This is a genomic window from Streptomyces sp. NPDC111744, assembly GCF_055634995.1.
This window is the reverse complement of the sequence record NZ_JBVKCG010000012.1, coordinates 175246-200380: the sequence shown is the minus strand read 5'-3', so window position 1 is coordinate 200380 and position 25135 is coordinate 175246. Positions and strand designations below refer to the sequence as shown.

Genomic DNA, 25135 nt, shown 5'->3' with positions numbered 1-25135 from the left:
GTCTGTCGTGCCGAGCCGTGCGGCGCCGGTCCTCGCGCGGTCACCGCATACAGAGCGACGGCTTTGCGTTCTGCGTCGATGACACCTTCGCCGACGGGCGGGACGATGCGGGGCAAGCCGCAGTCATCGACAGCTGCCAGAAGGTCGCCGGTCGCTCCAGCGCCGGCAATTCCGCCTGTGCGTCGGCCATCTCCTCCGGCAGCGACGCGGAGGCCGGTACCCAGCACCCCAACCTGTGGATGCTACAAAACGGCGAGGAAAGATGTCGGCCTGAGCGAGTCACGGAAAAGACCAGGTCAGAGCAGCTTTATCGGCTCGCCGCGCAGCGTGAGTGCGGCCAGAGCGTCAAACGAGCGTCGCGGTCGACTGCCCGGACCAGCTGGTCAAGGCCGCCCGGCACCCGCTGCCGCCGGCGCCGGCGGGAGCCGAGCCCGCCGACGATGTCACCGCACGGCTGGAAGCGGCGGGGGCGCTGGACTTCCGCCCGCTGGCCCCCGCGGATGTCGTCGCCTGGCCGGCTGCCCTCGGTCAATGGCCTGGGGGATGCGTCCGACGGCAGATCTCGACCGGCACGGGTTGACCGAGGCCGACCGGGAACGGGGGCCGTCAGTCGAACAGCGAGCCTTGCACCGTGAGCCGGTGCTGCGTCGTTCTCTCGGCGACCCGGCGCAGACGTGTGGAACCGGCCGACCGGGCAGAGCCCGTGCTCGGACGGGACGTCAGCTGTCGGCGCACCAGCGGCCACGCCCCACCCGAGGTGGGGTTCAGCGAGCGGCCTGCCCGAGGCGAAGGACCGCGCCGCATCGGCCCCGGTGCTGCCCGCCCTGCCGGCCGGCGGCGCACCGCGCGGGCCGCCTTCTACCGCTGCGGGGACCGCGCTCCCCGCAGCCGGAAGGCTCCCACCGCCTCGAAGTGCTTGCCCGAGTGGTTGGCGTGCTGGAGCGCCACCATCCCGTCCCGGAAAAGCCGCTCCATCACGTTGCCGCGATAGACCGAGGTCGAACTGCTCAGCGAGTACATCGTGACCAGTACCTCGCGGCAGACCTCCGCGGCGTGGGCCATGGCGGCCATCAGATCGTGTCGCTGTCCGGCGGTGACGTCACCTCCCGACCCGGCCGATGTCTCCATTCCTTGCAGCACGTCGTAGAGCAACAGACGTGCGGCTCGCAGCGCTGACTCGGACCGTGCGAGCGCGACCCGGGTCAGGGCGCTCTCGGCGAGCGAACGGCCGGAGAGGTCCTTCTTCGCCGGCGCCAAGCGGGCCAATTCGTCCATGGCAGCCTGGGCGACGCCGAGCGTGATCGCCGTGCAGCCCGGGAGCACCAGCGAGTTCAGGTACCCGCGGTAGAGGGTCCGGTCGATTCTGGCGGGCCGTCCGATCGGGACCACGAGGTCGTCCGGGACCACCGCCCCCTCGACGGAGACGTCATGGCTGCCTGTCGCCCGCATACCGCTGGCATCCCATGTGTCGAGGATCCGCAGCCCGCCGCGCTGGACCAGGAAGATGCGGAGGTCCGGCGCCCCGGTCTCGGTGGTGGCGGTGCTGCCGCCCTCCGTGACCGCGGCCACGAGGGCTACCCAGTCCGCCCGCTTCACGCCGCTGACCATCTTCCAGCGGCCGGAGACCCGAAAGCCGTCCTCGATCCGTTCGGCCTGGCCAGGCATCCCGGAGTTGGCGAAGGCCGGTTCGCCTCCTTCCCAGACCCGTGCGGCACCCGACTCGGGCAGCAGCGCGGCGATGAACCCGAAATTCGCGTTCCACACCGTCCACGCCACTGACGCCTCGATGCGGCCGAATGCCTCGTAGACCTTCATGACGGTGGTCAGCGGCATCTCGAGGCCGCCGTACTCCCGGGGCGTGAGCATGCGGAACGCGCTCGACTCCCGGAGTTCCTCGTACAGCTTCTGCGGTATGTCGCCGGACGACTGGATCTCGTCCACGGCATCCCTGATCGAGTCCTCGTGCTCGAGGGGATCGACGGCGGGAGGGACGCTCTGAGGTGACGGGTTGTACATGGCTTTCTCCTTGGAGTGGCTCCAGCCGGCAGGGAGCGGACTGAGCGGAGTTCAGTGCGGCCGGGACGGCCGGAGCCGCCGCCTCGGCCGGGGGACGACCCGTTCCCTCAGCCCCCGGTGGTCTCCGGTGCGACGTGGCGAGGCAGGGCCGGTGTTCGCGACGCGGTCGGCTCGGCGACCGGCGCCCAGGGCCGCTGGAAACAGCAGGTCGGCAAGCCGGTCACGGTAGCCACGGGCGGCGCCCGCCGTGGCGCAGCCTCGTCAGGAAGTCCAGGACCCCCGCGGCGCCCTGGGCATAGCCTGCTCCCATGGGTGACGGCCAGGGCAGCTCGACGCCGTCGTGCTCACCGCGCTGCGCGTGCAGGACAGCGGCGAGGTGACGAGCCTGCGTGCGGAAGCTTTCGTCGCCGGTGAGCTCCGCCAGGTCCAGAAGGAAGTGCCCCTGGCCGGAGACACCGCAGCAAGCGCCCACGGACGCCTGCCATCGCCTGGAGAATGCGGTGGCGGCGGCTCCCTCGGCCAGGCTCCTGAAGCGCTGCTCACCGGAGGCGGCCCAGAGCCTGATGAGGAAGGTGCCGATGCCGACCGCGCCATTGCACCAGGAGCCCTGCGTGACCGGCTCCCCGTGCACCTCCAACGGCCACCGGACCGTCGCGTCACCGCACACCTGAGCCGCGTCGGCCAACGTGCGCCCCGCGCCGAGCGCGGCGTCCATGAACCGGTCCGCGGCCTCGGCCTGGTCGCGCTTCGCGGCGGCGGCCGCGGCTGCCAGGAGAAAGGTGCCCACGCCGGCGACCCCGTGTGCGAACCCGTAGCGGTTGGCACCAGCCAGCTGCGAGTTCGTGTCCTGGGATATCGGCCATGTCCAGGCGTCGCCGTCGCGCCGGGTCGCGGCGAGGACCGCCTCGGCACAACTCAGCGCCCTGTCCAGCAGTTCCGCATCCGCGGTGGCCTGCCAGAGATGAAGGTGGGCCAGGCCCGTACCCGAGAGACCGTGCGTGACATCAGGAAGGTGCCAGCGGATGGGCAGCTGCTTGGCCAGCTCGACGGCGCGTGCGATCAGCCTCTCTTCACCCAACAGGCGACCGGCGTCGTGCAGGGCCCACGCTGTGCCGCTGCGCCCGAGGCACAGTCCGGGCAGGAGTCGGGGCACGGAATAGAGCCGCTCGTCGATCCAGGCCGCCGCCTGCGCCACTGTGGAACGCAGCGAAGTGTCGTCGACGAATTGACCCACACGGGTGAGTGCCGCCAGCGGACCGGCCGCACCCCACCACGCCGTGCATGGGTCTTCCTCGTGGTCGACCAAGGTGAAGCGCGGCCAGAGTGCGGACTCGTGCGGTGTCATGCCGCGCTGCAGGGACGCCACGCTGACGGCCAGGAGTTCGTCCAGGGCCTCGGGGCCCAGTTGGCTCAGCGCGCTGACCGGGGCAGGTGTGCCGGTCACGGTCATGGCACGCAGGAACCTCTCGCAGTCGGCCAGCGACCAGCGCTCGATCGGGTCCGTCGCCGTGAGTCCGACGATCGCGTCGACGAAGCCGGTCAGTGCCGGGTGCGAGCGGGACATCTGTGCCAGAGTCCCTCGCAGTTCCGGGTTACGGCGCCGCGTGTGGTGCCGCCCGGACACCCTCTGCGGCGGCAGCGAGGTGAGCATGCAGAACAAGGTCACCCCGAGGCTGTAGCAGTCGGCCGACGGGGCGGGGAGGGCACCCCCCTGAGTGCCGCCGTCGCCCGATGCTGTGGCTTCCGGCGCCGCGAAACTCGTGGGGGTGGCGGCCGCCGGCTCGTGTTCGGCCTCCGCCATGTGCCCGACCTCCACCAGCCGGACGTTCTCCTCGGGCGTGACCAGCAGGTGGGCCGGTGACAGGTCGCGGACCACCAGGCCGGCCCGGTGTACCGCACCCAGCAACGCCACCACCTTCAGGGCCATGGCCCTGGCGGCCTTCGTGTCCAGACCCGCTCCGCTGCCGGCACGCTGCGCGACCCAAGTGGCGAAGGGCTGCCCGGGAAGCCGCTCCTCCGCCACGAACAGGTCGCCGTGCTCCTCGAAGCAGGCCAGCGGGCGGGGCGCGACGCCACTGGGTGCGAGCCGGTCCAGCATGTGTGCTTCATGTCGCAGCCGGTCCCGCGCGTCCGTGCCGTCCAACGTGACGCCCGCATGTGCTCTGGCCTGCTTGACCACCACCTCGGCGCCGCTGTGACGGTCCACTGCGAGGCGTACCGACTCTCGGCTGGTGCGCTTCAGCTGCCGCGTCAACAGGAACCGGCCGCCGAGGAGCCCTGAGGGAGAGACGGCCCGCGACGCCGGTGGGTTGTCCGAGAAGGGGGAATCGGCCCAGGACGGCGGAGAGGTTTCGGCACGGGATCGGTCTGTGGGCCTGCCTGCGTCGGGACCCGCGGTCCATGATTCGAACATGCCGTCGTCGGTGAACACGGTCCTGCCGGGGAACTCTCCGAAGCGGTAGTGCAGCAGGCTGCCGGGACACAGCTGCCTGGCCGAGAGAATGCGCGGCCCCGGGAGTCCCTCCGTCACCGAGTGGAGCCGGTCCGCCACAGCTCTGCAATGGTCGTCGTCACGGGGGTACGCGGCGAGGAACTCACCCGCACTGCCTCGGTCGTACCAGCTGTCGCCGCGCCGGACGGCGCTGTGGATGTCGGTACCGAACATGAACGAGCATGTTTCGCGGACCAGGACCTCGGCGGCCCGGGCGAGCACCGTCGGCGCCGACAACGGTGTCGCCGAAAGGTGGAGTTTCCACCCGTGGCGTCGGACGGCGGCATCTGGCGCCATGACGGTGCATGACAGACCGGTGTGCCGGAGTTCCCATCCCGGCCCACCGGACCGGTCCAGGGTCCCCCGCACGACAGCCACGAGCGAGGCCGGGTCGGCCGCCCCGTTCGGCGGATGGCGGTCGCTCACTCGCACCTCGTCACTCCTCCCCGCCACGCAGTGTGGCGTTCTGCGCGGGGCCCCGCTCCGGGCAGGGGATCGCCGCGTTCACAGCCGCCCCTGTCCGCGGGACGGTCCGAATGTCGCCGCACCGATGGTCAACTCGGCGAATCCACGTGCCACCGCGTGTGCGGCGGCTTCGGAGTCGGAGGCGATCCCCCTCAGCCGGTTGTGGTGCATGTGCATGAGGGACTTCAGCAGCCGCGACCGGTCCTGGTGACCGGCTCCGTCGCCCTCCTGGCGAGCCAGCTCGGCACGGTACGTCGCGAGCGCCTCGGCGCGAGAGCGCCAAGCGGCAGCCGTCTCAGGACCACCGCACTGCTGTGCGAGGTCCTGCGAGGTCAGCCCGACCAACTCGCGCAGCTCCCCGCGCCGAGAACGGTAACTGTCTCGGTGGAGGTCACGCGGGACCTGCTCGACAAGCCAGGTCGCCCACTTCTCGGGCTGCATCGCACGCGCGATGTCGACCATGTTGAGTGCCAGGGACAGGTCCCGGTCCTTGCCCGGGCCTCGGGTGCGCAACAGCCTCAGTTGGGCCGACGCGACCTCGCTGTCGGCCTGGAAGACCGCCTCGGCGGCCGGCATGACGGCCGGCCCGCCGTACCTCACTGTCTCGGGCGCATAGCCGTGCAGTGACCATTCGCGGGCCAGCCCCACGTCACGCAGCTGCTCGCACCACTCTCCGAGCCGAGGAAGCACGAGGTTGAGGAGCGCGTCCGGCGCGCCGTGCAAGCGGAGACGGATGTGGTCGGCGGGATCCCGGTAGCGTACGAAGAACCAGCGGTCGACGTGCCCCACGATCGTGTCGAGCAGCGTGGGCAACCGCTCGGCCAGGATCTCGTCGTGCAGGCGGGCCGAGCCGTAGATCTTGGCGAAGAGCCACTCGCTGCCGATCGGGTACGACCTCACAGGGCTCGCGGGGATCGACGTCGTCAGGGCCGCCGTCGTTGCCGGCGTCCTGGTGTCCGCATCACGTGGGGAGAGCCGGGCCGGATCGCTTGCGAGGTCTTCTTCCGGTGGTGCCGCCAGCAGTGGCAGGACCACTTCGGTGGCCCGCCCGCCCAGCCAACCCCCGCCCGACTCGATGCGGCGGGCCGCCTCCTGGATGCGGGCCCGGGGTGATTTGCGTAGTTCCTCATGGAGCAACTGCTGGTCCAGGGGTGAACTCAGGTCGAGCACCAGCCGCTGGTCGGCCACGCTCACTTCGACATCGTCGGGGACGGCATAGCGCTCCCGCCATCCGTGGAAGGCCCGCTGCCACCCGTTCCAGTCCCGGTTGGCCTCGGTCATCTCCGCGCTGGCGCGCCATCGCTCCAACGACAGGATCGACCTCCCGTAGCGGATGCGCGGCAGATGTGGTGCCGCGTCGAACTCCCCCCAGGACCACGGGTGCCAGGGTCTTCCCCGCCCCTCGGAGATCTGCCGCAGGAATCGGACCGCGGGAGTCCCCAACGCGTCCACGTTCACCACGTCGGCCTGCACGATCTGCAACTCGTCGCCGGTGTCGGCCGACACAGCCCTGAAGTCGTCGTCCCCCCGCAGGCCGATCAGGATGTCGGTGGCATCGTGATCCACCCGTCGCCCAGCCCCAGGACCGCCCTCGCGGTCTGGTCTGACCTCGCCGACGGGAACCGTTCGGTCCGTCCACTGCGGGGCGCTGCCCACAGCATAGGCAAGCGCGGGCACCGCGTGGTTCATCAGCTGGGCCGGCACGTCCTGCGCTCGCACACCGTGGACAAGGACCTGCCGAAGCGAGCCGTCGAGTTCCGGCAGCAGGTGGGCGAAGCGTCCGAACAGGGCGGCGGCCTGAGGGCTGCCGCCTCTGATGATCAAACGGTAGGCGCCGGAATCGATGTCGGCGGGAGAGTTCGCGATCAGCTCGAACATCACCTCGCTGGACATGCGGGGCGGCGACTGTGCCGTGCGCGAGAGGCGACTGATCAGGTCGTCGGAGAGTTCGATCTCGTGTCGGTCGGGACCCGCGGGCCAGACGAGTTCGGCCAGTGCCAGGGATCGGCGCCGCTCCTCGGCACGGAGTTCGGTCGTCATGTCCTCCGCGGATCCGGAATCGTCGTCCGCGCTCGTCGCCCACGTGGCGGGATGCCCGAGGCCGCGCTCCGGGTCGAGGAGAACGTTGAGAGGTATCAGTGCGTCCCGGCCGTATACGTCCTCGAACTGATAGCGGTAGCTCTGAAGCCCGCGTTGCGACCTGCCCTGCCGCGGCGAGATCCGCCACAGCACGTCGACGGCGCGCGCCGCTTCCTCGGCCACGGGTCGCGGCAGTTCGACCTGTTCTGAGAGCCGCATGTCGACCTGGATGAACGGGGTACGGCGATCGCTCACCCGAACGGCGGCCTGCCGTGCGTGTTCCAGAGCCTTGTGCCCCGCACCGATCTCTGCTGCCTCATAGACCTTCATGCGGTCCCGCAACTCGACCAGGTCTGCGCGGACCTCCCGGAGCGCCTCCGCCGAGATGTCGTCCAACTGGTCCAGGAGCTGACCGAGCGGGTCCCCTGCGGATACGAGTGGTTGAAGACTCGTCAGCAGCATGCGGCTGCGCACCAACTGCGCGACAAGGGACGTCAACCTCGTCATGGACTGCTTCGGGAAGACCATGTGCAGCTGCTCCAGCAGCGTTCGGCCGAAGACCGGGCGGGCCGCCGACCGCAGCACTTCGTCAACGAGTGCCTGAGTCCTCACCGATTTCCTCACGGGCGGCACCCGGCTGCCCCCGTCACGCCGGTGCACCGCGGCATGGAATTCCACCGCGCCGCCCTTGCGGACCGCCTCGTGGTTGACGACCAGGTACACCTCCGTCAGTATCTCGTCACGCTGTTCCAGTTCCCGCACGATCTCGGCCAGCCACAGACCGTCGAGACGTACATGTTTGGTGTGACCAGGCCCGGAACGGACGATCGCTCGCGAGCCGAAGAACAACGGAGCAACACCGGCAAGAGTCCCGAACGGTGTACTTCTGTTACCTGCGCGGATAATGTACCGCGCAATGGACAAAGCGGCCTTGCGTAGTTGGGCCCTGCGGATCGGAACATCCCCGACAGCCCGGTCCAGCACCTCGGCCAGGCTGGGCGAGGAGACCGCTACGGCCTCGCGCAGGACACGGTTTCTCGCCGCAGCCCGCAGAAAAGAGGTCAACTCGTCGTCGCCGGCGTCGTTGACGCTGACTCCGACGAGTACGGGGAGATCATTGCGCATCGGCAGCAGCGGGGTGCGCAGCAAACCGAAGTCAGCTGGCTGGTACACGGCTTCACCGGTCATGGTCAGGCCTTCCTGAGCGTGCAGAACGTCCGGCGGATCCGCAGATCAGTACAGGGCCCGCCCGTCGCGGGGACACATGCCGACTCGCCCGGCCCTGTGCGCACTTCCGCTCCGCGGATGTCAACTCGAAATACCCGGTCCTGCACCCCTCAGCGATACCGCCTCCCGCTGAGACCGTCTCGAAACACGCTACTGCCCGTCGCAACGGCAGAGGGCCCCCGCTCGAACTTGACTTTCCAAGAGCGAGGGGCCCTTGTGCACGTCATCGCTGAATTGAGTGATCAGATCTTCGTGCCGACGGTCGCCAGCATGCAGTTGTCCGGCGGCAGGCCACCGGCCAGCTTGTCGGCGTCCTCTTCAAGGATCTCGTCGACCTGAATGTCCTCAGGCTCGTTCGACTTGTCGTCAGACATTTCCATCTCCCGGTTGAATCAATGTGTTCCGCCTTGGAACTGCATGCATAGAGCCATACCTCCAGCCAGCGGGTCAACTCGACTCCCGCACCCTTTCGGTACTCGTATCGGTCCCATTTCGGCCCGGCGTCACCGCTCTTCGGTGTCATCCACTGCCCCCGCCGGCTACCTGCCTCGGCCCACAGGACGGCGCCGGCTCGTTCTCTCGGCGACCCGGCTTCCGGGCGAACTACACGGGTGCGGACGTCTGTCGGACCGATGGCTCGTCCCGCCCGTCGCCGCGCCGCAACGGTCCGGCTCCGTTGCGGCCGGACCGGCTGCGCCGAGCCGAACCGATCGCAACGGGTCGTGGCTGCCGGGTGTCTGTTGTCCAGGAGGGCACAGCCGGCGTCGGTTGGTCCTGGGCAGCCAGTGGCCCAGCGAGGGCGGCAACAGCGGGAGATGGGGGCCGAACACCCGGAACTGCTGGTCCACCGCCGCCGCAGCGGCCGCGGCCGCCGCCGTTCGACCGGCCCGGCCTCGAACAGCCACCCCTGATCATGCATATCTGGGCCATCTCGTACGAATGATCACGAGCCACACGCGCGTTGCCGCTCACGGGACCCACGCTCCTGGTCCTGCCGCGTACGGCGACTCCATCGCGACCCGACCTGAGCAATCCCCGTTAACCGGCACGTAATCGGATGTTCAACGGCAGCTGCAGGTCTGGATCTTGGTCGTCGGGTCACACAGTCGCTGCCACGGTGATGTTGTTCCAATGCCAGGGCAGGCAGAGGCGCGGTGTCGGTGGCGGCTGTGCCAGGCGGACCAGTGCAGGATGTGGTCGAGGTCGCGGCGGGGCATCGGGATGCCGGTGGCGCGGAGAACGGCCAGGAGTTCGCGCGGGCTGGCCGGGACGAGGTCGATCCCTGCGGCATCGCGTCAGGGTCGGCGGTGTGGGCGCGGGTGACGGTCAGGACCGCGGCGGCCATCAGGCTGATCAGGCTCCAGCGCATCCAGGAGTTCCAGCAGGTCACCTGGCCCTGGTCGAGGCCGGTGGTCCCCTTCGCGCTTTGGAAGTCCTCCTCGATCTTCCATCTGGCGCAGAGATGATCGCGACCTGCGCCATCGCGTCCCCGAACGCGGCCGTCCACTCCTGCTGGGCTATCGCGACTCCACGTCGTGCGTGTCTTCACAAACGATCGTGATCGCGGCGGCCATTCCCATGCCCGCACCACCCCTGACCTGCACAGACGCGCCAACGATCAAGACCTACATAAGGTTGCCGCGTCAATCACAGTGGTTGCGTGCAACCTGACGGTGTGTTCTAGTGATCAACGTCGCCGGATCGTGATCCAGACAGCGGAAACCGCCCGCGGCTACCTTCCGCACCAGCCCACGGAGACAGACTGCCGTGTCGGCACGAAGGGGCCGGTCGTCGCGTCGGTCACTGACTCAACACTCCAGGTTGGCCCACCATCGATCGCGCGAGGTGTAGTTGTATGTACCCCCTGGTCGCCGATCGGACATGCTCGGACAACGCAGCGAGCAAGCACTCGCGCAAGTGTCCGGAGGGGCGACTTCTAACCCTCTTCGCAGCACCCCGCGGTCTTTTATCCCAGCGTTGAGATCCACGCAACCGTCTACCCAGCACCGATGCATAAATTCGGTATAGTCCAGTAAATTCTGGGCTCACCGCTTGACGCCTGACAGTACTGTGGAATGACGTTGACCTGATAAAGCTGTCGATTGACATGGTTTTTGGGAGACGAGAGCAGTGGGGCGAGTCAATCTCCAGGAACGCCGACAGGAAATGGCTGAATGCCTGAAAGTGTTGGATTCCGCCGCGGCAGGCATGGGCGTAAGCGTGACCGTGCACGGGGGCGCGGGCGTCGGGAAAAGCGCTGTCTTGGACGCGCTGGTGAGCGAGGCTCGTGTACGCGGCATCACGGTGCTGCGGTTCCGCGGAAACTATGCGGAACATGACATTCCGCTCAATCTCGCCATCTGCCTGGCACAGCTCATCGCTGAGGAGCTGGACAACAGCGACCCGCTGAACCTCGATATCTCCGCGATACTACGAGAGCGGGACGCTCCAGAATCCTGGAACGACGACCTTCAGCGGCACATCTTCCGGAAGCTCCTGTCGGTTTTCGTCCGCTTGCTGGAGAACAGCGACTCCAAGCCGGTGCTGTTGGCGATCGACAACCTGCACTGGGCCGATGGCCCCTCACTGCGGTGGCTGACCGCGATCATCGAACGACAGCAGTCCTTGCATCTGGCGATCGTCGCCACCGTTTGCGAAGGTCTCAGCGGAACCGATGCAGACCTCTTCGACGACGTGGTGGCCGCCGCAGCAAGACAGATCAGGCTGAAGCCCCTCGGTCTTGCAGGTACGGCCGGCATGCTCGCGGATGCCCTGGGTCAAGACCCCTCCCCCGCCTTCACACAAGAGGCGCTGCGTATCTCTGGAGGCGTTCCCCTGCTTCTGGAGGCCCTGCTGCGCAGTACAGCCGAGTCACACATCCTTCCCGACAGCGACGGAGCGAGTCAGCTGAAGAGTCTGTCGGCTGATTCCCTTGCGCTGGCACTGCGTGTCCGGCTGCGCCGCATATCGCCCGAGGCAATGACCGTGTTCCGCATCGTGGCCGTGCTCGACGGTGACGCCACGGTCCAGACCGTCGCAGAACTCTCGGGCCTGGCTCCGGCGGAGATAGCCGAGGTCTGTCACGCCATGCACAAGATGGGCCTGCTCGTGGCGGACGGGACGAAAATCGCCGTCGGTCAGCCCCTGACGGCCAGCTCCGTTCTCCGCGACGCTCCCCCCACGGTGCTGCGCACCGTGCACGCCGAAGCGGCCCGACTCCTGCACGAGCTCGGTGGACCCAGTCATCGGGTCGCCACACATCTCCTCGTGGGAGACAGCGGGGTGAACGCACCGTGGGCGATGGAGGCCCTGCAGGCCGCTGCCCGCGCGTCGATCGCCGCACACGACGGCCCGGCGGCCGCCAGGTTCCTGCGGCGCGCCCTCGAAGAACCGTTTCCTCTCAACGACCGAGTGCCCCTCCTGATCGATTTGGCCCTGGCCACGTCCTTCGACGACCTGGACGAAGCCGCACATGTACTCCGCCAGGCGCTGAGGGTGGATCCGGAGGAGGTCGCCCGGCGGGTCTCGGCAGATCTCATGGCCCTTCTCTCCGTCGGTGAGTTCCGGGAGGAGGTGCAGCAGATCTACACGACGCTGGAGAGCCGCGAAGACATCCGCAATCCCAGCCTCGCCCTCCTGGATCACACGGCGCACGAGGAGCAGAGCGGGGAACAGCTGCCGGCACGGGCCCCGGGCAGTCGGCCGGAACTGAGTTGCTGGGCCTTGGCGTTCTCCCGGTCCGGCGACTCCAGACAAGCCGCCGTTGCCGCCGCTGCCCAGGTCGCACGGGGGGCGGCCCACTCGGTACCGCATTTGATCCGTCAGCTGTCCGCGGCGAATGTACTGCTCCTGGCCGGCGAGGTCAGTTCAGCGAAATGCATCTGCGACACTGTTGTCTCCCTGGCGCAGGAACGACGTTTCCAGCCGGTCCTGGCCCTGGGCCTGGCCTGCCGCTCCCAAGCGTCCCTCCGACTGGGTGAGCTGGACAACGCCGCCGAGGACGCACACAGCGCGGTGGCTCTGGCCCGTAAGTGCGGCTTCCGTGAGGAAACCTCGACGTTCGCGTTGATGGCCGCTCAACTGGTCCGCGTCCTGGTCGAAGCAGGAACGCTCGACGAGGCGTTCACCTTCCTTCGTGGTGCCCAGGCAAAGGTCCCGGAGCTGGGATCCCTTGGAAGCCTGGCACTGCTTCACGAACAGGGCCGCCTGCGCCTGGCGTCCGGTGACCTCCGTGGCGGCACGGGTGATCTGCTCTCGTGCGGACAGGCCCTGGTGTCTCGGGGAATCGTCAACCCGGCCGCATTTGCCTGGCGTTCGCACGCGGCCAGAGGCCTGGCTCAGCTGGGCGACCACGAAGAGGCCCGCCGGTTGACCGACGCGGAGCTCGAGCTGGCACGCACGTGGGGGGCGGCCGAGACGGTGGCTCAGGCGCTGCGGGTCAGAGCGCTTCTGGAAGACTCCGGCTCGGGGCTGCCGGTACTGGACGAGGCACTCACGCTGCTGCGGGGAACGGACGACCGCCTCAGTCTGGCCCGTGCGCTGTGCGAGCGCGGACAGCTGCTCTCCGGGCTCGACGCCGAATCCGCTCGACAGTCGTTCCGGGAGGCCTACGACCTTGCTGCGACGTTCGGCAGCAGTGGCCTCCTCGCCGAGATCCGGCGCGAACTGGTACTTGTGGGCGGACGACCGCCGCGCGCACGTCGCCAGGGAATCGACAGCCTGACCGAATCCGAACGGAAGGTGGCGCTGCTGGCGGCTCGAGGGCAGAAGAACCGCGAGATCGCCGCCGCCCTCTACGTGGGCAAACGGACGATTGAGATCCACCTCACCAACGCCTACCGCAAACTCGGCATCGGCGGACGGGATGAATTGCTCGCGCTCATGGCCGAGGACGGGCGCCCGGTGCGGCCCGCGGAACCGGGGCCTCCTGTCGGCCGCGCGGCGTCCGTCTCCGGCGTTGCGTGACAGGACGCCGGTTTACGACGTGGTGCGCGATTGAGGGCTGGGGGTGCCGGCCCGGCGGTTCGGCTGATGGGTGATCACCTCTCGGCGGCGCGGTCGGAGACCAGGTCGGCCACGGCCGTGTAGGTCTCCTCAAAGTATTCGCGTCGTCCGAGAAACCGCTGGAGGGCTCGCCACTGTTTGTGCTCGGCGTTGGCGTGTTCTACGCAGATCCGTTCCGAGGATTGCTGGTGACGCTCCGCGTCCCAGGTGGCGACCTCCTCCGGAGTCGCGTCCCTCTTCGGCTTGAGCGGCGGGGCCTGGACCTGGTTGGGGAACTCCTTGGCCAGGCCCCGGTACCCGGCGTCGACCTTGGCCTTAACCTCGGGAAACCGCTCGAACAGGTCGGCGATGCCCTCGGTCCGCAGCGCCGTCTGGTCGTGCATGCGGCCGGGGCGGAACGCCCCGGCCCACAGCGTGCGTCCCTCGCCGTCGGTGACGACGATCGCCTTCTTGGTGTTCATCTTCTTCTTGCCCCACGCGGTCGACGAACACCAGCTCGTGGTCCGGGCCCGCCCCCGGCGCGCGCATACGCTCGTGACCTCGATGTTCTCGCAGCCGACAGTCTGCCCCTGCACACCCTCGCCGAGGACAACCTCGCCGCGGCGAGTCCGGATCTGCTGCGCCGAAACCTTGGTCAGTTCGGGTGTGGTTGCTCTTGCGGTCCCGATAGCCGGCCCATGGGCGATAAGGCGGACCAGGGCAAGGGTCGAGGAAGCAATGCGGCAACAGCGTTGATCCAGTTCGGTCGCCCGTGAAAGTGCGGTACGTGACGTAATGCCCGCTCGGTCTTGGGGTTGGGTAAGGGGCCCTGGTCGGCGGGGTGGGTTGGTGGTCAGGTGCGGGGCTGAGTGAACAGGCCGGGTTCGGGTTCGGTGAGGATGCCCCCTGTGACCAGGCGTTTCAGCTTGCACCGGATGCCTTCGGTGTTCTTCGGGAGTGGCCGGCCTGGTCTCCGACCGCGCCGCCGAGAGGTGACACCCATCAGCCGAACCTCCAGGCCGGCACCCCAACCCTCAATCACGCACCACGTCGTTACCTGGCCGTACCGTCGCACCGGCATGACGATGGTGTTCCGCGGCGCGCTCGAACCCGGGAGAAGGAGCCCAACACCTCGACGGCGGAACCTTCGGCGTCAAGGCTGATCCTCGACTGCCGTCCTGCCACGCTTCGTCGTCCGCCGTGTTCGGCGACCGCCGCCGCCGTCGACTCGACACCCACCGCCGCGAGCACCTTGTCGGCCATCCCGCGCACCGGCGCATCGCCTGCGATCGAAGCGTGGAGAACGGCAGTGCCACGCGTCCCGTACGGAGGCCGGCGCCACCGGCCCCTGCGCCTGGCCGCCTCAGATGTCACAGCGTCTGACTACTCCATTGCGCGCCAAAAGCTCGACGAGGTTCGTCGCGGCGGTGGGACCCACCGACGGCGCTAGGTCCGACGCCCTCCAGGGCTCGTCCTCTTCCCGGTCCAGGAAGCTCAACAGGACCGAACTCGACGGCTGCCGGATGCTGAGCGTCTTCCGAGCCGTGCGCACCGCAAGACCCCCATCGGTGACCTCGGCGAGCTCCCGGAGGGCGCTTCTCACCGTGACGACTTCGGTGTCCGGGGTGAAGGGGGCGTCAAAGGCACCGAGCTGTCCCGTGTTCCTCTCCCACGCCGGCCGCTCGTCGGTGAGCAGCATCTCCTCTGCGAGACGGGACCAGTCGACCGCTGCTGCCGCGGCAGAGAAATCAGCCATGGCGGACGTCGCGACGCGCCCGAACTCTGCTGGGCTGTCGAAGATTCCCCAGCGGAGCTCGCGGCGCAGTTCCGCCACATCCTTCATCTGTTCGAGAAGCTTTTCCAGCACCCGCAACGGTGTGTAGGGATTGAAGCCCAGCGTCACATGGAGTGAGTGCGTGTCGGTGGAGCGTCCGCTGTGCACCCACCCCCGGGGTACCCAGAGGACGTCCCCAGGGTGAAGTGTCACTTCGAGCGCGGGCTTCGACTCCGCGATGCGATCCCGATCGGCCTTCGGCACGACCGCGTTGTAGGACTGGCCCTCCAGGGGATCCGCGAATGCCGGCTCGTACAGCCGCCACATCTTGCTTCCGGACGTTTGCACGATGAAGACCGAGTGCGTGTCGTGGTGAAGGGAGAAACCCTGGGAGTTCCCAGGCGTGAGATACGCGTTCGCCCAGACGTATACATCGGTCTCGAAGGTCAGGCGGCGACACAGGTCCCTCAGGGGAGGCCACGCCTGACTCAGGTGATTGAAGACGAGGGTGTCCCCCTGTTGAAATCGCTCGTATACGTGATGAATGTCGACCGGCGCTGACCCGTCGCGGCCTCTCGAGAACTCGTGCCTGGGTGTCAGGTTCCCGTCGTGCGCAATCTCAACGCGATCCGCCCTGATACCCCCGCATTCAAGGAGCTGTTCGACATTCTTCAAGGTCAGCAGTGAGGAGATCGGCTGACGCGGCATGCTCCACACGGCCGCATCCCGGGAGGGCTGGGCGCGGAAGGCTACCGGGTCGGGTGTGAGTCTGGCCAAAGCTATGAACTTTCGAGGCGCCACACGCATGACCTGTTCCCCTTCGCTGGTGTGCCATTTCCTTTTTCATTGCCCGGGGGCAGGACGACGAGTGGCAGTGCACTTCCCGAGCCATGGCGAACGCACGCCCGTCCCGTCGGTGGCGACGCCCTACTGTGCTCGCGCGTCGCCCGCCACGGACCTACCGAGAGCCTGCCCGTCACTCGTTCGATGCCGCGAGCGGTGAGCGGTTCGGTCCGTCCACGGCAACGAAGAGGGAGTCCATGGAGCAGACGGAGTTTTCGCCGAACATGTCCAGATACTTGAGGTCGAGCATGTAGGAATTCCGGCTCGACTCGATGAACGATCGGAGGTGCGCACGCTTCCGGTAACTGTCCTCGACCACAAGGTAGTCGCCGGGTGCGATTCCCGAGTCCAGATGGTCGAGAACCTGACTGATGTTCACGTGAGCGTCCTCGATCACGAGCCACGGGTGCTCGAATGCGCGCAGGTCCGCGGCGGGGATGACGCGGGATACTTCGCGTAGGTCCCCTTGCCGAAATTCGATGCGACTGTCGACAACATCGATCTGGTTCAGGTCGACCGATACGATACGTGGCCGCAGGCCGTGCGCATGGGCGACGTCGGCCATCCAGACCGCGCTCCCCCCTGCGCCGGAGCCCAGTTCGATGATCGTTCGCGGCTTCGATTCACCGATCAGCATGGCGTACATAACCATGTCATAAGCGGTTTTAAAAATCATGTGGCCCGCCCATGACGGGACGTGGGCGATGCCCTGGCTGCGCGTGAGGACGCTCATACCCAGCGCCGTGTACGTGCCGACGAGATCATCCGAGCGATTCAATCGCCGGCTCGGGTCCTCGAATCTCGGTTTTTCCACGAGTGAGACGTATTCCCTGATCTCACGCAGCGTGGCGGCTGTCCTGGCATTCTCGGGGATGAGGTAGGACCGCGCACTCTGGACGTCACCGATAAGCTGCATGATGCGATTGTCGTAGAACGACGGGACTCCGCCCTGCCGGTCTACCTTCGCACGGACGAAGCGCTTCGCCGCGTCGATCTCTTCACTCACTGCGTACCCCTTGAAATTTAGCCATGGCAGAGTCCCGGGAAGAGAGGACCTACTCCAGCCGGGTCGCCACCCGAGTGATGGCGTCGGTGGCCCCCTCGTTGAGCTTCTGACTGCGATGCGCCTCACGTGCGTGTCGGACGATGTCGTGCGGCTGAAGGGATTTCAGCCGCACGTGCGCCGCATGGAGCAGCTCGTGGCTCGAAGCCAGCAAACCGGCCTCGTCCAGCGGTCGAGCCGGCAGCCTGACCCCTTCGAAGAGCAGCTGGGTCGCGGCTCGTGCCAGTTCCCGGCCGCCTATCTCACGCACTGTCAGGGAAAGATGCACGGAGAGCCCCTGGGCTCCTACAGCGGAATGGCCGAACCCGCGGGGAATGTAGAGGACCTGCCCCGCCTTCAGCGTCGTGTCGAGCAGAGTGGTGCCCGGATCTCCGACGACAGGACCTGGCTTCCAGTTCTGGTCTGCGGGTCCACTTCTGACTGTCCACGCCTTGCTGCCCGCGATCTGCAGCAGAAGGACGTCGGCGTCGTCTCGGTGCAGGGTAAGGCCTTGGTTTCCCGGCGGTGTGATGAAGAAGAAGGCTTCGACCCGTCGGCCTGTCTCTTCGCCCAACCGTGCCACCAGCCGAGCGGTGGGACGGTGCCACTGCTCGGTGTTACGAAGGAGAAGGGTCGCTCCCTCTTCCAGTTGGCTGACCAGACTGCCGCCCTCGGCGAATCCTGGGTGCGCGGCGAAGGATACGTCGCGTGATTCCGTGTAGGACTCCGGCGGGATATCTCCGTCAGCTATGACCATTTCGACGTAGGGCGTCCTCAGCAGTCCCCCGGAAAGGGAGGCGTCCACGTCGGAGAGATTCATTGGGGTCGCAGGGTCGGTATCGAAAACCGCCGGCTCACGTCGCCAGTACGTCGACATGAACTGTTCCACGTCGCCCACCCAGTTCTGCAGTTCTTCGGCGGGCATGGAACGCTCCTTGTCCAGGGATATGGCTCGGTCAAACCGTGTACAGAAGGATGCACAAAGCCGTGGCGAGGGCATCTCGTCCGGGTCTGCGAGGGATTCAATCCGCGTGCTCGAAGGAACGTCAACACTGCGAGTACAGATTCGCGGTGCACTTTTCGGTCGCCCTAGCGGTGAGCCGGTGCGGCGACGGCGGCCGAACCAGCGATGTCGTGGTGGGTGATGCGGGCGAAGCACGCCGGACGGGGAGGCGGGTGCGGGCCTCCTGCCAGGCGTCGCGCGCCCACTTGGCCCATGCCACGACAGGACGGTCTCCAGCCCGCACCGTGCGGGGCCGCGGTGCACTGTCACCGGCGAGTGCCGGCGGTCGCGCGGGCGGACAGGGCCCACCGACCGCAGCGGATCGCCGTGCCGAACAGGACGGCCCGGTCGGCAACCGCTACCGGGCTCTCCAACCCGCCTCCCAGACGGCATGCACCACTCGATCAGCGAGATCATCCTGACACTCCGCCGGGAACCACCTGACGGGACTGCTCTCCAGGTCGATGTCGTTCGCCTCGCGGAACCAGAACTCTTCCCTGAGCGCCCGTGCGAAGTTGGCGAGATTCTCGAAGCCGAGCCCCAGCGCATATCGATGAAGATTCGACGGAACGGGAATCCGGGAGACTTTGAAATACCATTGCACGAGCCAGTCGTCGGGCTTCTCCCGGGAGAAACTGCTAGCAGGATCTGCCAGCCCTCTCTCCTGGAGAAGGTCTCGTTTGCCGACAACCCTCTTCTGGATCTCGTCCCACCGCGCACTCATCCGCAAGTGGCGCAGGATTTCCAGGTTGAGCGACTGGCCATGGGGCGTAAACTCGTTCCAGGCCACTTCCTCCCTCATCATGGATTCGAATTCCATGACGCTGAACGAGTTGTCCGCCAGCCACGCCGACCATTGCTCATCATCTTCCAGATGGTTCGCCTGCCGGAATCTACGGACGGCAATCAGGGCCTTTTCACGCACCTTCCCGCTTTTTTCTCGCCAGAGCGACCTGCCGATCACCCGCCTGCGCACGTGTATGTAATCGAAAGGCGAAAGCCTCAACTCGTTGAGGATTTTGTCTATCTCCATGAACCCGTCGTGCCCGGATGCCACGAGTCCCTTGTTGAGCGCCCGATCAAAAAAGTCGTTCCTGGCGAAGACGGCACGCGGTTCATGAACCAGTCCCGGTCGTACGTCTGCTGCCATGACCTGAAGCATTTCAAGAGCGTCTCGCTTCTTCTGGTCGACGAAATTCTCCTTGAAATACCCATCAAGGTATTCAAGTTCCGACTTTGAGACGACGCCTGACCGGCCCGCTGCTCTGAGGGCCGCCTTCAGGCTTCGCTGCGCGTAGAACTGGCCCTTGGTGATGCGTAGCAGAGTGTCGTGCGTTCGCTCGTCGATGCCTCCTTGTTCGAGGGCCTCCCTGAGGGTTGCCCGTATGTTCACCATGGCGTCAGACGTCGGAACAAAGTCTTGATCCCGCCCCGCGTGCGCGACAGTCACTTCGTCATCGTCCTCCAGCGAGCCGTCACGGTAGGCCTCGAATATCGATCCTACGCCTCGCATTCCGAACACGGAGAGCTCGGCCGCCCGCAAGGCACCCATACTGGCGCTTCCATAGACCGGGATCCCCTGGTTCAAAGCCCACAGTATTTCCTTGTGCCACACCGAGGGAACATCGTGGAAACGCCCGTCAATGATCCCGATCGCGCTGGGACCCTTGTGGCAGATGGCAGTCACCTGGCCTTGCTCAACAGGCGGAAGATAGACGACACCCATTCCTTGGGGCCGTTCACTTTCGTCAAGGGTGGGTCCCACAAACACATACGCCGGCATTTTCTATCCTGCCTCAGTCAGAGTAGGGCGTTTCTTCGACCTGGATCAGGGGAACAAGAGTTCCGGTACGATCACTTTCATCACCGGGATCCCCATGTCCGCTCTCGTCAGATCGACGAGCGCAATCTGTCCTATTCCTTCCTCGCGCAGAGCATCGAACAACTCGGCGGCATCGTCTTCGAACGAGGCGTGAGAATAAGTGGGGACATCCCGGAAGTCGCGCATCCCCTTCGAATCCTTCAGCAGCTTCCACCACGAAGTCAGGGTGAGTTTGTCCCGCCGGTACTCATAGTCCGGTCGGCTCATGTCGTCGCGCATTCCGGAGATCCCGGTGAGTCTGACTTGAGCTGCCTCCGTGAGGGCACGCGACAGCGCGACTTCCCGGCGCAGATGGGAACCCTGGCCGCTGTCCAGCGGGAGCGGCATGTACGCACCTGCCGGATCTTCTCCTATGAGACACTCGAAGGTCGGGATGCGTATGTTCGATGTGATATCCCATACGGCGACGCTCAAGTTGGCGTTCCGAAACCTCGCCAGTATTTCACGACAGTTGGGGTCGTCCACGGTCTCCAGGTTTATTCGGGATTCTGGCCTCGAGAGAAAGTTATGGTCGAGTTTTACCAGTGCATCCCGCTCGATCAGTTCGCACAGTGCATGCACGAGTGCCTCTGTGGGGTGATTTCCGGATGCCAGGCCGTTGGAGTTTATCCACGGGGGTAGCAGGTCCGGGCCGAACTGGTCGAATCCGTCCGAGCGGAAGTCCATGCGCACGAGGTCATACGGGACCCAGATCGGCGTGTCGTGTACCAGTTCACGGCCCTCCAGCCACAGGAACCGCCTCTCTTCACCGAGGCCGTCGATCTCCCGGAACCAGGAGTAGTAGCTCAGGTCCAGTACCGTACCTGTCTCCCGCATTTCTGCGACGGTCCCGAGCCGCAACGGAACGGTCAGCTGCTCCGCATGCCATCGTTCCAAGCTCTCCATGGCCGCGGACGCTTTGGCGGCTTCCAGGGTCAAGCCTTTCCCCTGATGAACGGCAAGAGAGCGGGAATTTGGACGCACCGTCATCACGACAGGGACATCGACTATGTCGAGTCCGGTGACATTAGCGATTCTCGTGAGACCCGCCTTCGCGAAGAATGGGCGAATCCGCTCCAGGGTCTCGGCTGGTGACACCAGGCGATCTGTACCGTTCCGATACCCCTTGATCGTGCCACTCTCGGACTCTCGGTCGAATGTGTATTCCATGTCAAACTCCACCGCGGTTACGTATGTGTAAAGTTGGCACGGCTGCGTCCGTGGAAAATCCATGCGCAGGTGCTGCCGCTTCAGCGTGCAGACAAAAATATCCCGGTCCAGTTCAAACCACGCCATCAAGATCGTCAATGCGGCGGATGGCTTGTTACGGTGTATCTTTCGGTCCGCTACTGAGCTTGACCGGTGATGTCGGGGCTGTTCGTCTGAAGGCGGCTCGCCGGTTTCGGTGGCTCGGCCCTCGTGAGGTACGCACAGGGCGGCGGGCCGCCCGACGCTGAGGGGACCGCGCGGAGACGGACGCGACTGTGCCGGCCACGGAAGGGTGTCGAGGGCGACGAAAAGAGCCCGGGGACCGCTTCGGCAGCGCGGGGAGGGTGCGGCTGGTGGACCGGTGCCGCCGGGGCCTGCTGTCGAGTGATACCTGGGGGAGCGCCGAGGGTGGCAGCGCAGACGGCCGGCGCTCCACGGCACCGGCCCCCGCCCTCCCCGCGTGCCGTCACGCGAACTGTCCGCGCGCGGTCACGCGAACTGTCCGGGCTGGTAGTCGCCCGCCGGCTGCTGCAGGATGACGTTCAGCCGGCTGAAGGCGTTGATGGCGGCGATCGTCGACACGATCGCGACGAGTTCCTCCTGGTCGAAGTGGATGGCGGCGTTCTCCAGACCTCGTCCGGCACACCGCCCGCCGCGTCGGCGATCCAAGTGCCCTGCTCGGCCAGTTACAGGGACGCGGTCGCGCTGGCACGAAGGGCCCGTCCCGGTGTCGAGGGAGGGCTCGAGCAGCTCGCGAGAACCTGGGCGTGCCCCTGCGCCCGGGGCGCTGGCCAGCCACCCAGGAGGCGTGGGTTGCGGCCCAGATGTTCCAGCGCTCGGTCGAGCGCGCTGCGGTCGCAGGCCGGTGGTCGACACTCGACCAACTGGAGGCGATCGCCGGGAAAGCGCCGACCGGTCGAGGAGAAGTACCTTCCGCCGTCCGGGGGCCGAAACAGGTGACCCGAGTGAATTGAGGATGAAACCGAAAACGGGTGCCCCTGGGCCGACGTGGTACCGATACGACTACCGAAAGGGTGCAGGAGTTGAGTTGACCGGCTGGCTGGAGGTGTGGCTTTATGAATGCAGTTCCGAATCGGAACGCCACTTATTGAACCAGGAGTGAAAAATGTCTACCGACAAGCCGATCGAGCCTGAGGACATTCAGGTCGACGAGATCCTCGAAGAGGACGCCGACAAGCTGGCCGGCGGCCTGCCGCCGGACAACTGCATGCTGGCCACCGTCGGCACGAAGATCTGATCGCTCGACCAGGCGATGATGCGCACAGGATTCCCCCGCTCCTAGAAAGCGAAAATCGAGTGGGGGGATCCTCTGCCAGCACGGCCGTGCCTGGACGAGCGCATTCGAGTGAGTGGTGAGATCGCGATGCCTGCCACGCACCGGGTTTTCTGAACAGAGGAATTAGGGACATGCGGCCCGCTGACAAGTCATGGTTCATAAGTTGCTACACCAGGCTTCTCACCCAGGCGTGGTCGAGTGACCAGTTCTCCCAGCGCCTTGCGGAAAATCCGCGTGAAGTGCTCGCAAAAATGGGGCTGGAAACCTCGCCGAATGCCGAGATTGAGATCGTTCGTTCTCGGGGTGTCGGCCCTGATCTGACGGAGCAGCTCTCCCTGTGGGCTGAGGGTTCCAGATCAGGTCGCTATGTTCTTTTCGTTCCCCACCTTCCCCAGATGGATTTGCGGGACCTGAATGAAGTGGAACTGGGTGACCTCGCGGGAGGCGAAGGCAGCTTCTGCTGCAGCCCCTGCTGCTGCCAGTCCTTGGATGAATGATGGCCATCAGACCTTCCGAGAAGCTCCGCCTCAAAGCACACCTGACCGCCACAGCCGTGGGGCAGGACTCCGTCATCGTGCTGAGCGAGGAACAGACCCATGTCGTCCAGGGGGTGGCCGATGCGGCTGTGGCTGAATACCTGGACGGGCGCTACTCGGCGGAGGAGATTCTGTCCGCGGTCTCCGGCAAGGTACCCCTTGTCGATATCTATCTCGCGCTGAGCCGCTTCCGTGAACGTGGCTATCTCACCGACAGTGACTCGGCCGGCATCGATGCGGGCATGTTGGCTTCCTGGGAAGCTCGCGGCCTGTCCGCCGAGGAGGCACGCCGCAGGCTCGGGGCGCGATCCGTCGTCCTGGTTCCCTTCGGCGACGTCTCCCACGCAATACTCCAGGCTGCCGAGGTCCTGAAGGCAGCCGGGGTCCGGACACTGGTCGGAGAGGTCGAGGGGAGCCTGGGCCGGGCGGACGACCTGGTGGTCGCCTTGACCGACGACTACCTGGACCCCGCACTGGGGACGCTGAACGCCCGGATGCTGGCCGAGCGCCAGCCTTGGCTGCTGGTGAAGCCCCAAGGGCTCGAAGTCTGGGTCGGCCCTCACCTGTGGCCCGGGCGTACAGGCTGCTGGCACTGCTTGCGACAGCGTCTCGAAGAGAACCGTCCCGTTGAGCGGTTCCTGCACTGGACCACGGGTACCTCCGATCCCCTGCGGTTGTCCCTCGCCGCGTCCAGCACCTCGGTCGGGCTCGCCGTGCAGTTCGCCGCCAACGCGCTGATCTCGGCGCTCCTTTCCGACACACTCGTCGCGGAGGGCTCACTGATCTCGGTGCACACGGTCACCCTGCAGACCGAGCGGCACATTCTGGTCCGACAGCCTCAGTGTGCCGCGTGCGGTGATCCGGTTGCCGCGAGACCGTCGGTGAGGATCGACCTGGTGTCCGACCCGACGCACCGGGATGCGGAGAACGGTTGGCGAGTGATGCCCGCGGAGGCGACGCTGAGGCGCCTCGACAAGCACACGGGCCGACTGCTCGGCGTCGTGACCGGCATACGGTCGTTGACCGGTGACGACGACCAGATGATCCGCAGTTACCAGATGACGCACGGTTTTGCGACTGCTCATACCTTGGACGACCTGCGCCGCAATGTTCGCGGCCGCAGCGGCGGCAAGGGGCGCACCGACGTCCAGGCACGGGTGAGCGGCATCTGCGAGGCTGTCGAACGCTACTCGGGCGTGTGGCGGGACGGCCTGCCGACCCTAGTCGCCGCCTACGACGCGCTCGGCCCGGACGCCGCGATCGAACTGAACCGGCTGACCCTGTTGTCGGAACGGCAGTTCGCTGAGCGCACACAGTGGAACGCCACCGCGGACGGGGCTCAGAAGGTTCCGGTGCGGCTGGAACCCGACAGGCCGATCAGCTGGTCAAGGGCCTGGTCGCTCACCCATGAGCGCGAGCGCCTGGTGCCGGCGGCTTACGCCTGGTACGGGCACCCCGAGCACAGGCAGGGTTTCGTCGTGCCCGACTCCAACGGCAACGCGGCCGGCAACACCCGTGAGGAGGCCATCCTCCAGGGATTCTGCGAGCTCGTGGAGCGGGACAGCGTGGCACTGTGGTGGTACAACCGTGCCCGGCGACCGGTGGTCGACCTGGACAGTTTCGAGTATCCCTACCTCCGTGAACTCCGCGGTGTCTACCGGCAGCGGGGTCGCGAAGTCTGGGTTCTGGACATCACCGCGGATCTGGGTATCCCCACCTTCGCGGCGGTGTCGCGGCGCATGGAAGGGCCGGCCGAGGACCTCCTGCTCGGGCTGGGTGCGCACCTGGACCCGCTGGTGGGCGTCGTACGCGCACTGACCGAACTGAACCAGATCCTCCCGTCCCTTCGAGCCCGCACTGCGAGCGAATCCACGCGTCTCCAGGCGAACGGTGGCGCGATGCGCAGGTCGTGGAGCACGGGAACGGTGCAGACCCATCCGTGGCTGCTGCCCCATCCCGGGATTCCCGCAACCCGGGCCGAGCACTTCCCGGACACGCACGCGATGGACCTGGCGTCCGCCATCAGGCACTGCGTCGCGGTCGCGGCACGGGCCGGTCTGGAAACCATCGTCCTGGATCAGACCCGGCCCGACATCGAACTCGCCGTGGTCAAGGTCATGGTGCCCGGGCTGAGGCATTTCTGGCGGCGGTTGGGAGCGGGTCGGCTCTACGACGTACCGGTCGAACTCGGCTGGATCGATCAGCCAGTGGCAGAACACGACATGAACCCCGTCAACTTCTCCTTCTGAAGGTCGCAGATGGTTACGGAACACTTCACCCTCCGCGGCGACACAAAAGCTGTCTTCGCG

16 protein-coding genes and 2 pseudogenes are annotated in these 25135 nt (G+C 66.5%); 6 read left to right on the top strand and 12 right to left on the bottom strand.

Annotated features, from left to right (window positions below; genetic code table 11):
* Positions 1-331 precede the first annotated feature (331 nt).
* Positions 332-580 (top strand): hypothetical protein, encoded by a 249-nt coding sequence (locus ACZ7OO_RS26050; protein WP_471508144.1) that lies wholly within the window; start codon positions 332-334, stop codon positions 578-580.
* Positions 581-858: 278 nt separating this feature from the next.
* On the opposite strand, the gene ACZ7OO_RS26045 is transcribed toward ACZ7OO_RS26050, so the two are convergent.
* The 4 genes from ACZ7OO_RS26045 to ACZ7OO_RS26030 all read right to left on the bottom strand — a co-directional run bounded on the left by ACZ7OO_RS26045 (position 859) and on the right by ACZ7OO_RS26030 (position 8652).
* Entirely contained in the window at positions 859-2016 is a 1158-nt protein-coding gene (locus ACZ7OO_RS26045) for an acyl-CoA dehydrogenase family protein (protein WP_471508142.1), read from the bottom strand.
* 220 nt (positions 2017-2236) lie between these two features.
* Complete coding sequence (gene lanL, locus ACZ7OO_RS26040; protein WP_471508278.1) at positions 2237-4876, bottom strand: class IV lanthionine synthetase LanL; 2640 nt, start codon at positions 4874-4876, stop codon at positions 2237-2239.
* A gap of 135 nt (positions 4877-5011) precedes the next feature.
* A complete protein-coding gene (locus ACZ7OO_RS26035) occupies positions 5012-8239 on the bottom strand; it encodes a lantibiotic dehydratase (protein WP_471508140.1) in 3228 nt (1075 codons plus the stop codon).
* 281 nt (positions 8240-8520) lie between these two features.
* Positions 8521-8652: a hypothetical protein gene (locus tag ACZ7OO_RS26030; RefSeq protein WP_471508138.1), complete on the bottom strand. Its 132-nt coding sequence runs from the start codon at positions 8650-8652 to the stop codon at positions 8521-8523.
* A gap of 810 nt (positions 8653-9462) precedes the next feature.
* On the opposite strand from ACZ7OO_RS26030, the gene ACZ7OO_RS26025 reads away from it, so the two are divergent.
* Together ACZ7OO_RS26025 and ACZ7OO_RS26020 are read left to right on the top strand one after the other, a co-directional pair.
* Positions 9463-9744, top strand: coding sequence for a hypothetical protein (locus ACZ7OO_RS26025; RefSeq protein WP_471508136.1), 282 nt, complete (start codon positions 9463-9465; stop codon positions 9742-9744).
* Between the two features lie 664 nt (positions 9745-10408).
* Positions 10409-13243 carry an AAA family ATPase gene (locus tag ACZ7OO_RS26020; protein WP_471508134.1) on the top strand — a complete coding sequence of 945 codons (2835 nt, stop codon included), beginning with the start codon at positions 10409-10411 and terminating at the stop codon, positions 13241-13243.
* A 74-nt stretch (positions 13244-13317) separates the two neighbouring features.
* On the opposite strand, the gene ACZ7OO_RS26015 is transcribed toward ACZ7OO_RS26020, so the two are convergent.
* The 8 genes and pseudogenes from ACZ7OO_RS26015 to ACZ7OO_RS25980 form a co-directional block, all read right to left on the bottom strand.
* Positions 13318-13743: a transposase family protein gene (locus ACZ7OO_RS26015; protein ID WP_471508132.1), complete on the bottom strand. Its 426-nt coding sequence runs from the start codon at positions 13741-13743 to the stop codon at positions 13318-13320.
* Positions 13744-14455: 712 nt separating this feature from the next.
* Positions 14456-14551: pseudogene (locus ACZ7OO_RS26010) on the bottom strand (2-phospho-L-lactate transferase); the annotation flags it as partial.
* 73 nt (positions 14552-14624) lie between these two features.
* Positions 14625-15842 carry a cupin domain-containing protein gene (locus tag ACZ7OO_RS26005; protein WP_471508130.1) on the bottom strand — a complete coding sequence of 406 codons (1218 nt, stop codon included), beginning with the start codon at positions 15840-15842 and terminating at the stop codon, positions 14625-14627.
* A 169-nt stretch (positions 15843-16011) separates the two neighbouring features.
* Complete coding sequence (locus ACZ7OO_RS26000; protein WP_471508128.1) at positions 16012-16884, bottom strand: CmcI family methyltransferase; 873 nt, start codon at positions 16882-16884, stop codon at positions 16012-16014.
* A 49-nt stretch (positions 16885-16933) separates the two neighbouring features.
* Positions 16934-17845, bottom strand: a complete 912-nt coding sequence (locus ACZ7OO_RS25995; protein WP_471508126.1) for a JmjC domain-containing protein — start codon at positions 17843-17845, stop codon at positions 16934-16936.
* 436 nt (positions 17846-18281) lie between these two features.
* Positions 18282-19649 carry a TfuA-like protein gene (locus ACZ7OO_RS25990; protein WP_471508124.1) on the bottom strand — a complete coding sequence of 456 codons (1368 nt, stop codon included), beginning with the start codon at positions 19647-19649 and terminating at the stop codon, positions 18282-18284.
* 102 nt (positions 19650-19751) lie between these two features.
* Positions 19752-21080, bottom strand: a complete 1329-nt coding sequence (locus ACZ7OO_RS25985; protein ID WP_471508122.1) for a YcaO-like family protein — start codon at positions 21078-21080, stop codon at positions 19752-19754.
* Positions 21081-21482: 402 nt separating this feature from the next.
* Positions 21483-21679: pseudogene (locus tag ACZ7OO_RS25980) on the bottom strand (carboxymuconolactone decarboxylase family protein); the annotation flags it as partial.
* A 440-nt stretch (positions 21680-22119) separates the two neighbouring features.
* On the opposite strand from ACZ7OO_RS25980, the gene ACZ7OO_RS25975 reads away from it, so the two are divergent.
* The 3 genes from ACZ7OO_RS25975 to ACZ7OO_RS25965 all read left to right on the top strand — a co-directional run bounded on the left by ACZ7OO_RS25975 (position 22120) and on the right by ACZ7OO_RS25965 (position 25075).
* A complete protein-coding gene (locus ACZ7OO_RS25975) occupies positions 22120-22251 on the top strand; it encodes a hypothetical protein (protein ID WP_471508120.1) in 132 nt (43 codons plus the stop codon).
* Positions 22252-22421: 170 nt separating this feature from the next.
* On the top strand, positions 22422-22787 hold the full coding sequence (locus ACZ7OO_RS25970) for a hypothetical protein (protein WP_471508118.1): 366 nt from the start codon (positions 22422-22424) through the stop codon (positions 22785-22787).
* On the top strand, positions 22787-25075 hold the full coding sequence (locus tag ACZ7OO_RS25965) for a TOMM precursor leader peptide-binding protein (protein ID WP_471508116.1): 2289 nt from the start codon (positions 22787-22789) through the stop codon (positions 25073-25075). Before ACZ7OO_RS25970 ends, ACZ7OO_RS25965 begins: the two co-directional genes overlap by 1 nt.
* The last annotated feature ends 60 nt before the right edge of the window (positions 25076-25135 follow it).

What these genes read in the sequence shown, in the direction of transcription:
- ACZ7OO_RS26015 (WP_471508132.1), bottom strand. Translation starts at nt 13,743, where the DNA reads ATGAACACCAAGAAGGCGATCGTCGTCACCGACGGCGAGGGACGCACG.
- ACZ7OO_RS25990 (WP_471508124.1), bottom strand. Translation starts at nt 19,649, where the DNA reads ATGGGTGTCGTCTATCTTCCGCCTGTTGAGCAAGGCCAGGTGACTGCC.
- ACZ7OO_RS25975 (WP_471508120.1), top strand. Translation starts at nt 22,120, where the DNA reads ATGTCTACCGACAAGCCGATCGAGCCTGAGGACATTCAGGTCGACGAG.
- ACZ7OO_RS25995 (WP_471508126.1), bottom strand. Translation starts at nt 17,845, where the DNA reads ATGCCCGCCGAAGAACTGCAGAACTGGGTGGGCGACGTGGAACAGTTC.
- ACZ7OO_RS26035 (WP_471508140.1), bottom strand. Translation starts at nt 8,239, where the DNA reads ATGACCGGTGAAGCCGTGTACCAGCCAGCTGACTTCGGTTTGCTGCGC.
- ACZ7OO_RS25985 (WP_471508122.1), bottom strand. Translation starts at nt 21,080, where the DNA reads ATGGCGTGGTTTGAACTGGACCGGGATATTTTTGTCTGCACGCTGAAG.
- ACZ7OO_RS25965 (WP_471508116.1), top strand. Translation starts at nt 22,787, where the DNA reads ATGGCCATCAGACCTTCCGAGAAGCTCCGCCTCAAAGCACACCTGACC.
- ACZ7OO_RS25970 (WP_471508118.1), top strand. Translation starts at nt 22,422, where the DNA reads ATGCGGCCCGCTGACAAGTCATGGTTCATAAGTTGCTACACCAGGCTT.
- ACZ7OO_RS26045 (WP_471508142.1), bottom strand. Translation starts at nt 2,016, where the DNA reads ATGTACAACCCGTCACCTCAGAGCGTCCCTCCCGCCGTCGATCCCCTC.
- ACZ7OO_RS26005 (WP_471508130.1), bottom strand. Translation starts at nt 15,842, where the DNA reads ATGCGTGTGGCGCCTCGAAAGTTCATAGCTTTGGCCAGACTCACACCC.
- ACZ7OO_RS26030 (WP_471508138.1), bottom strand. Translation starts at nt 8,652, where the DNA reads ATGTCTGACGACAAGTCGAACGAGCCTGAGGACATTCAGGTCGACGAG.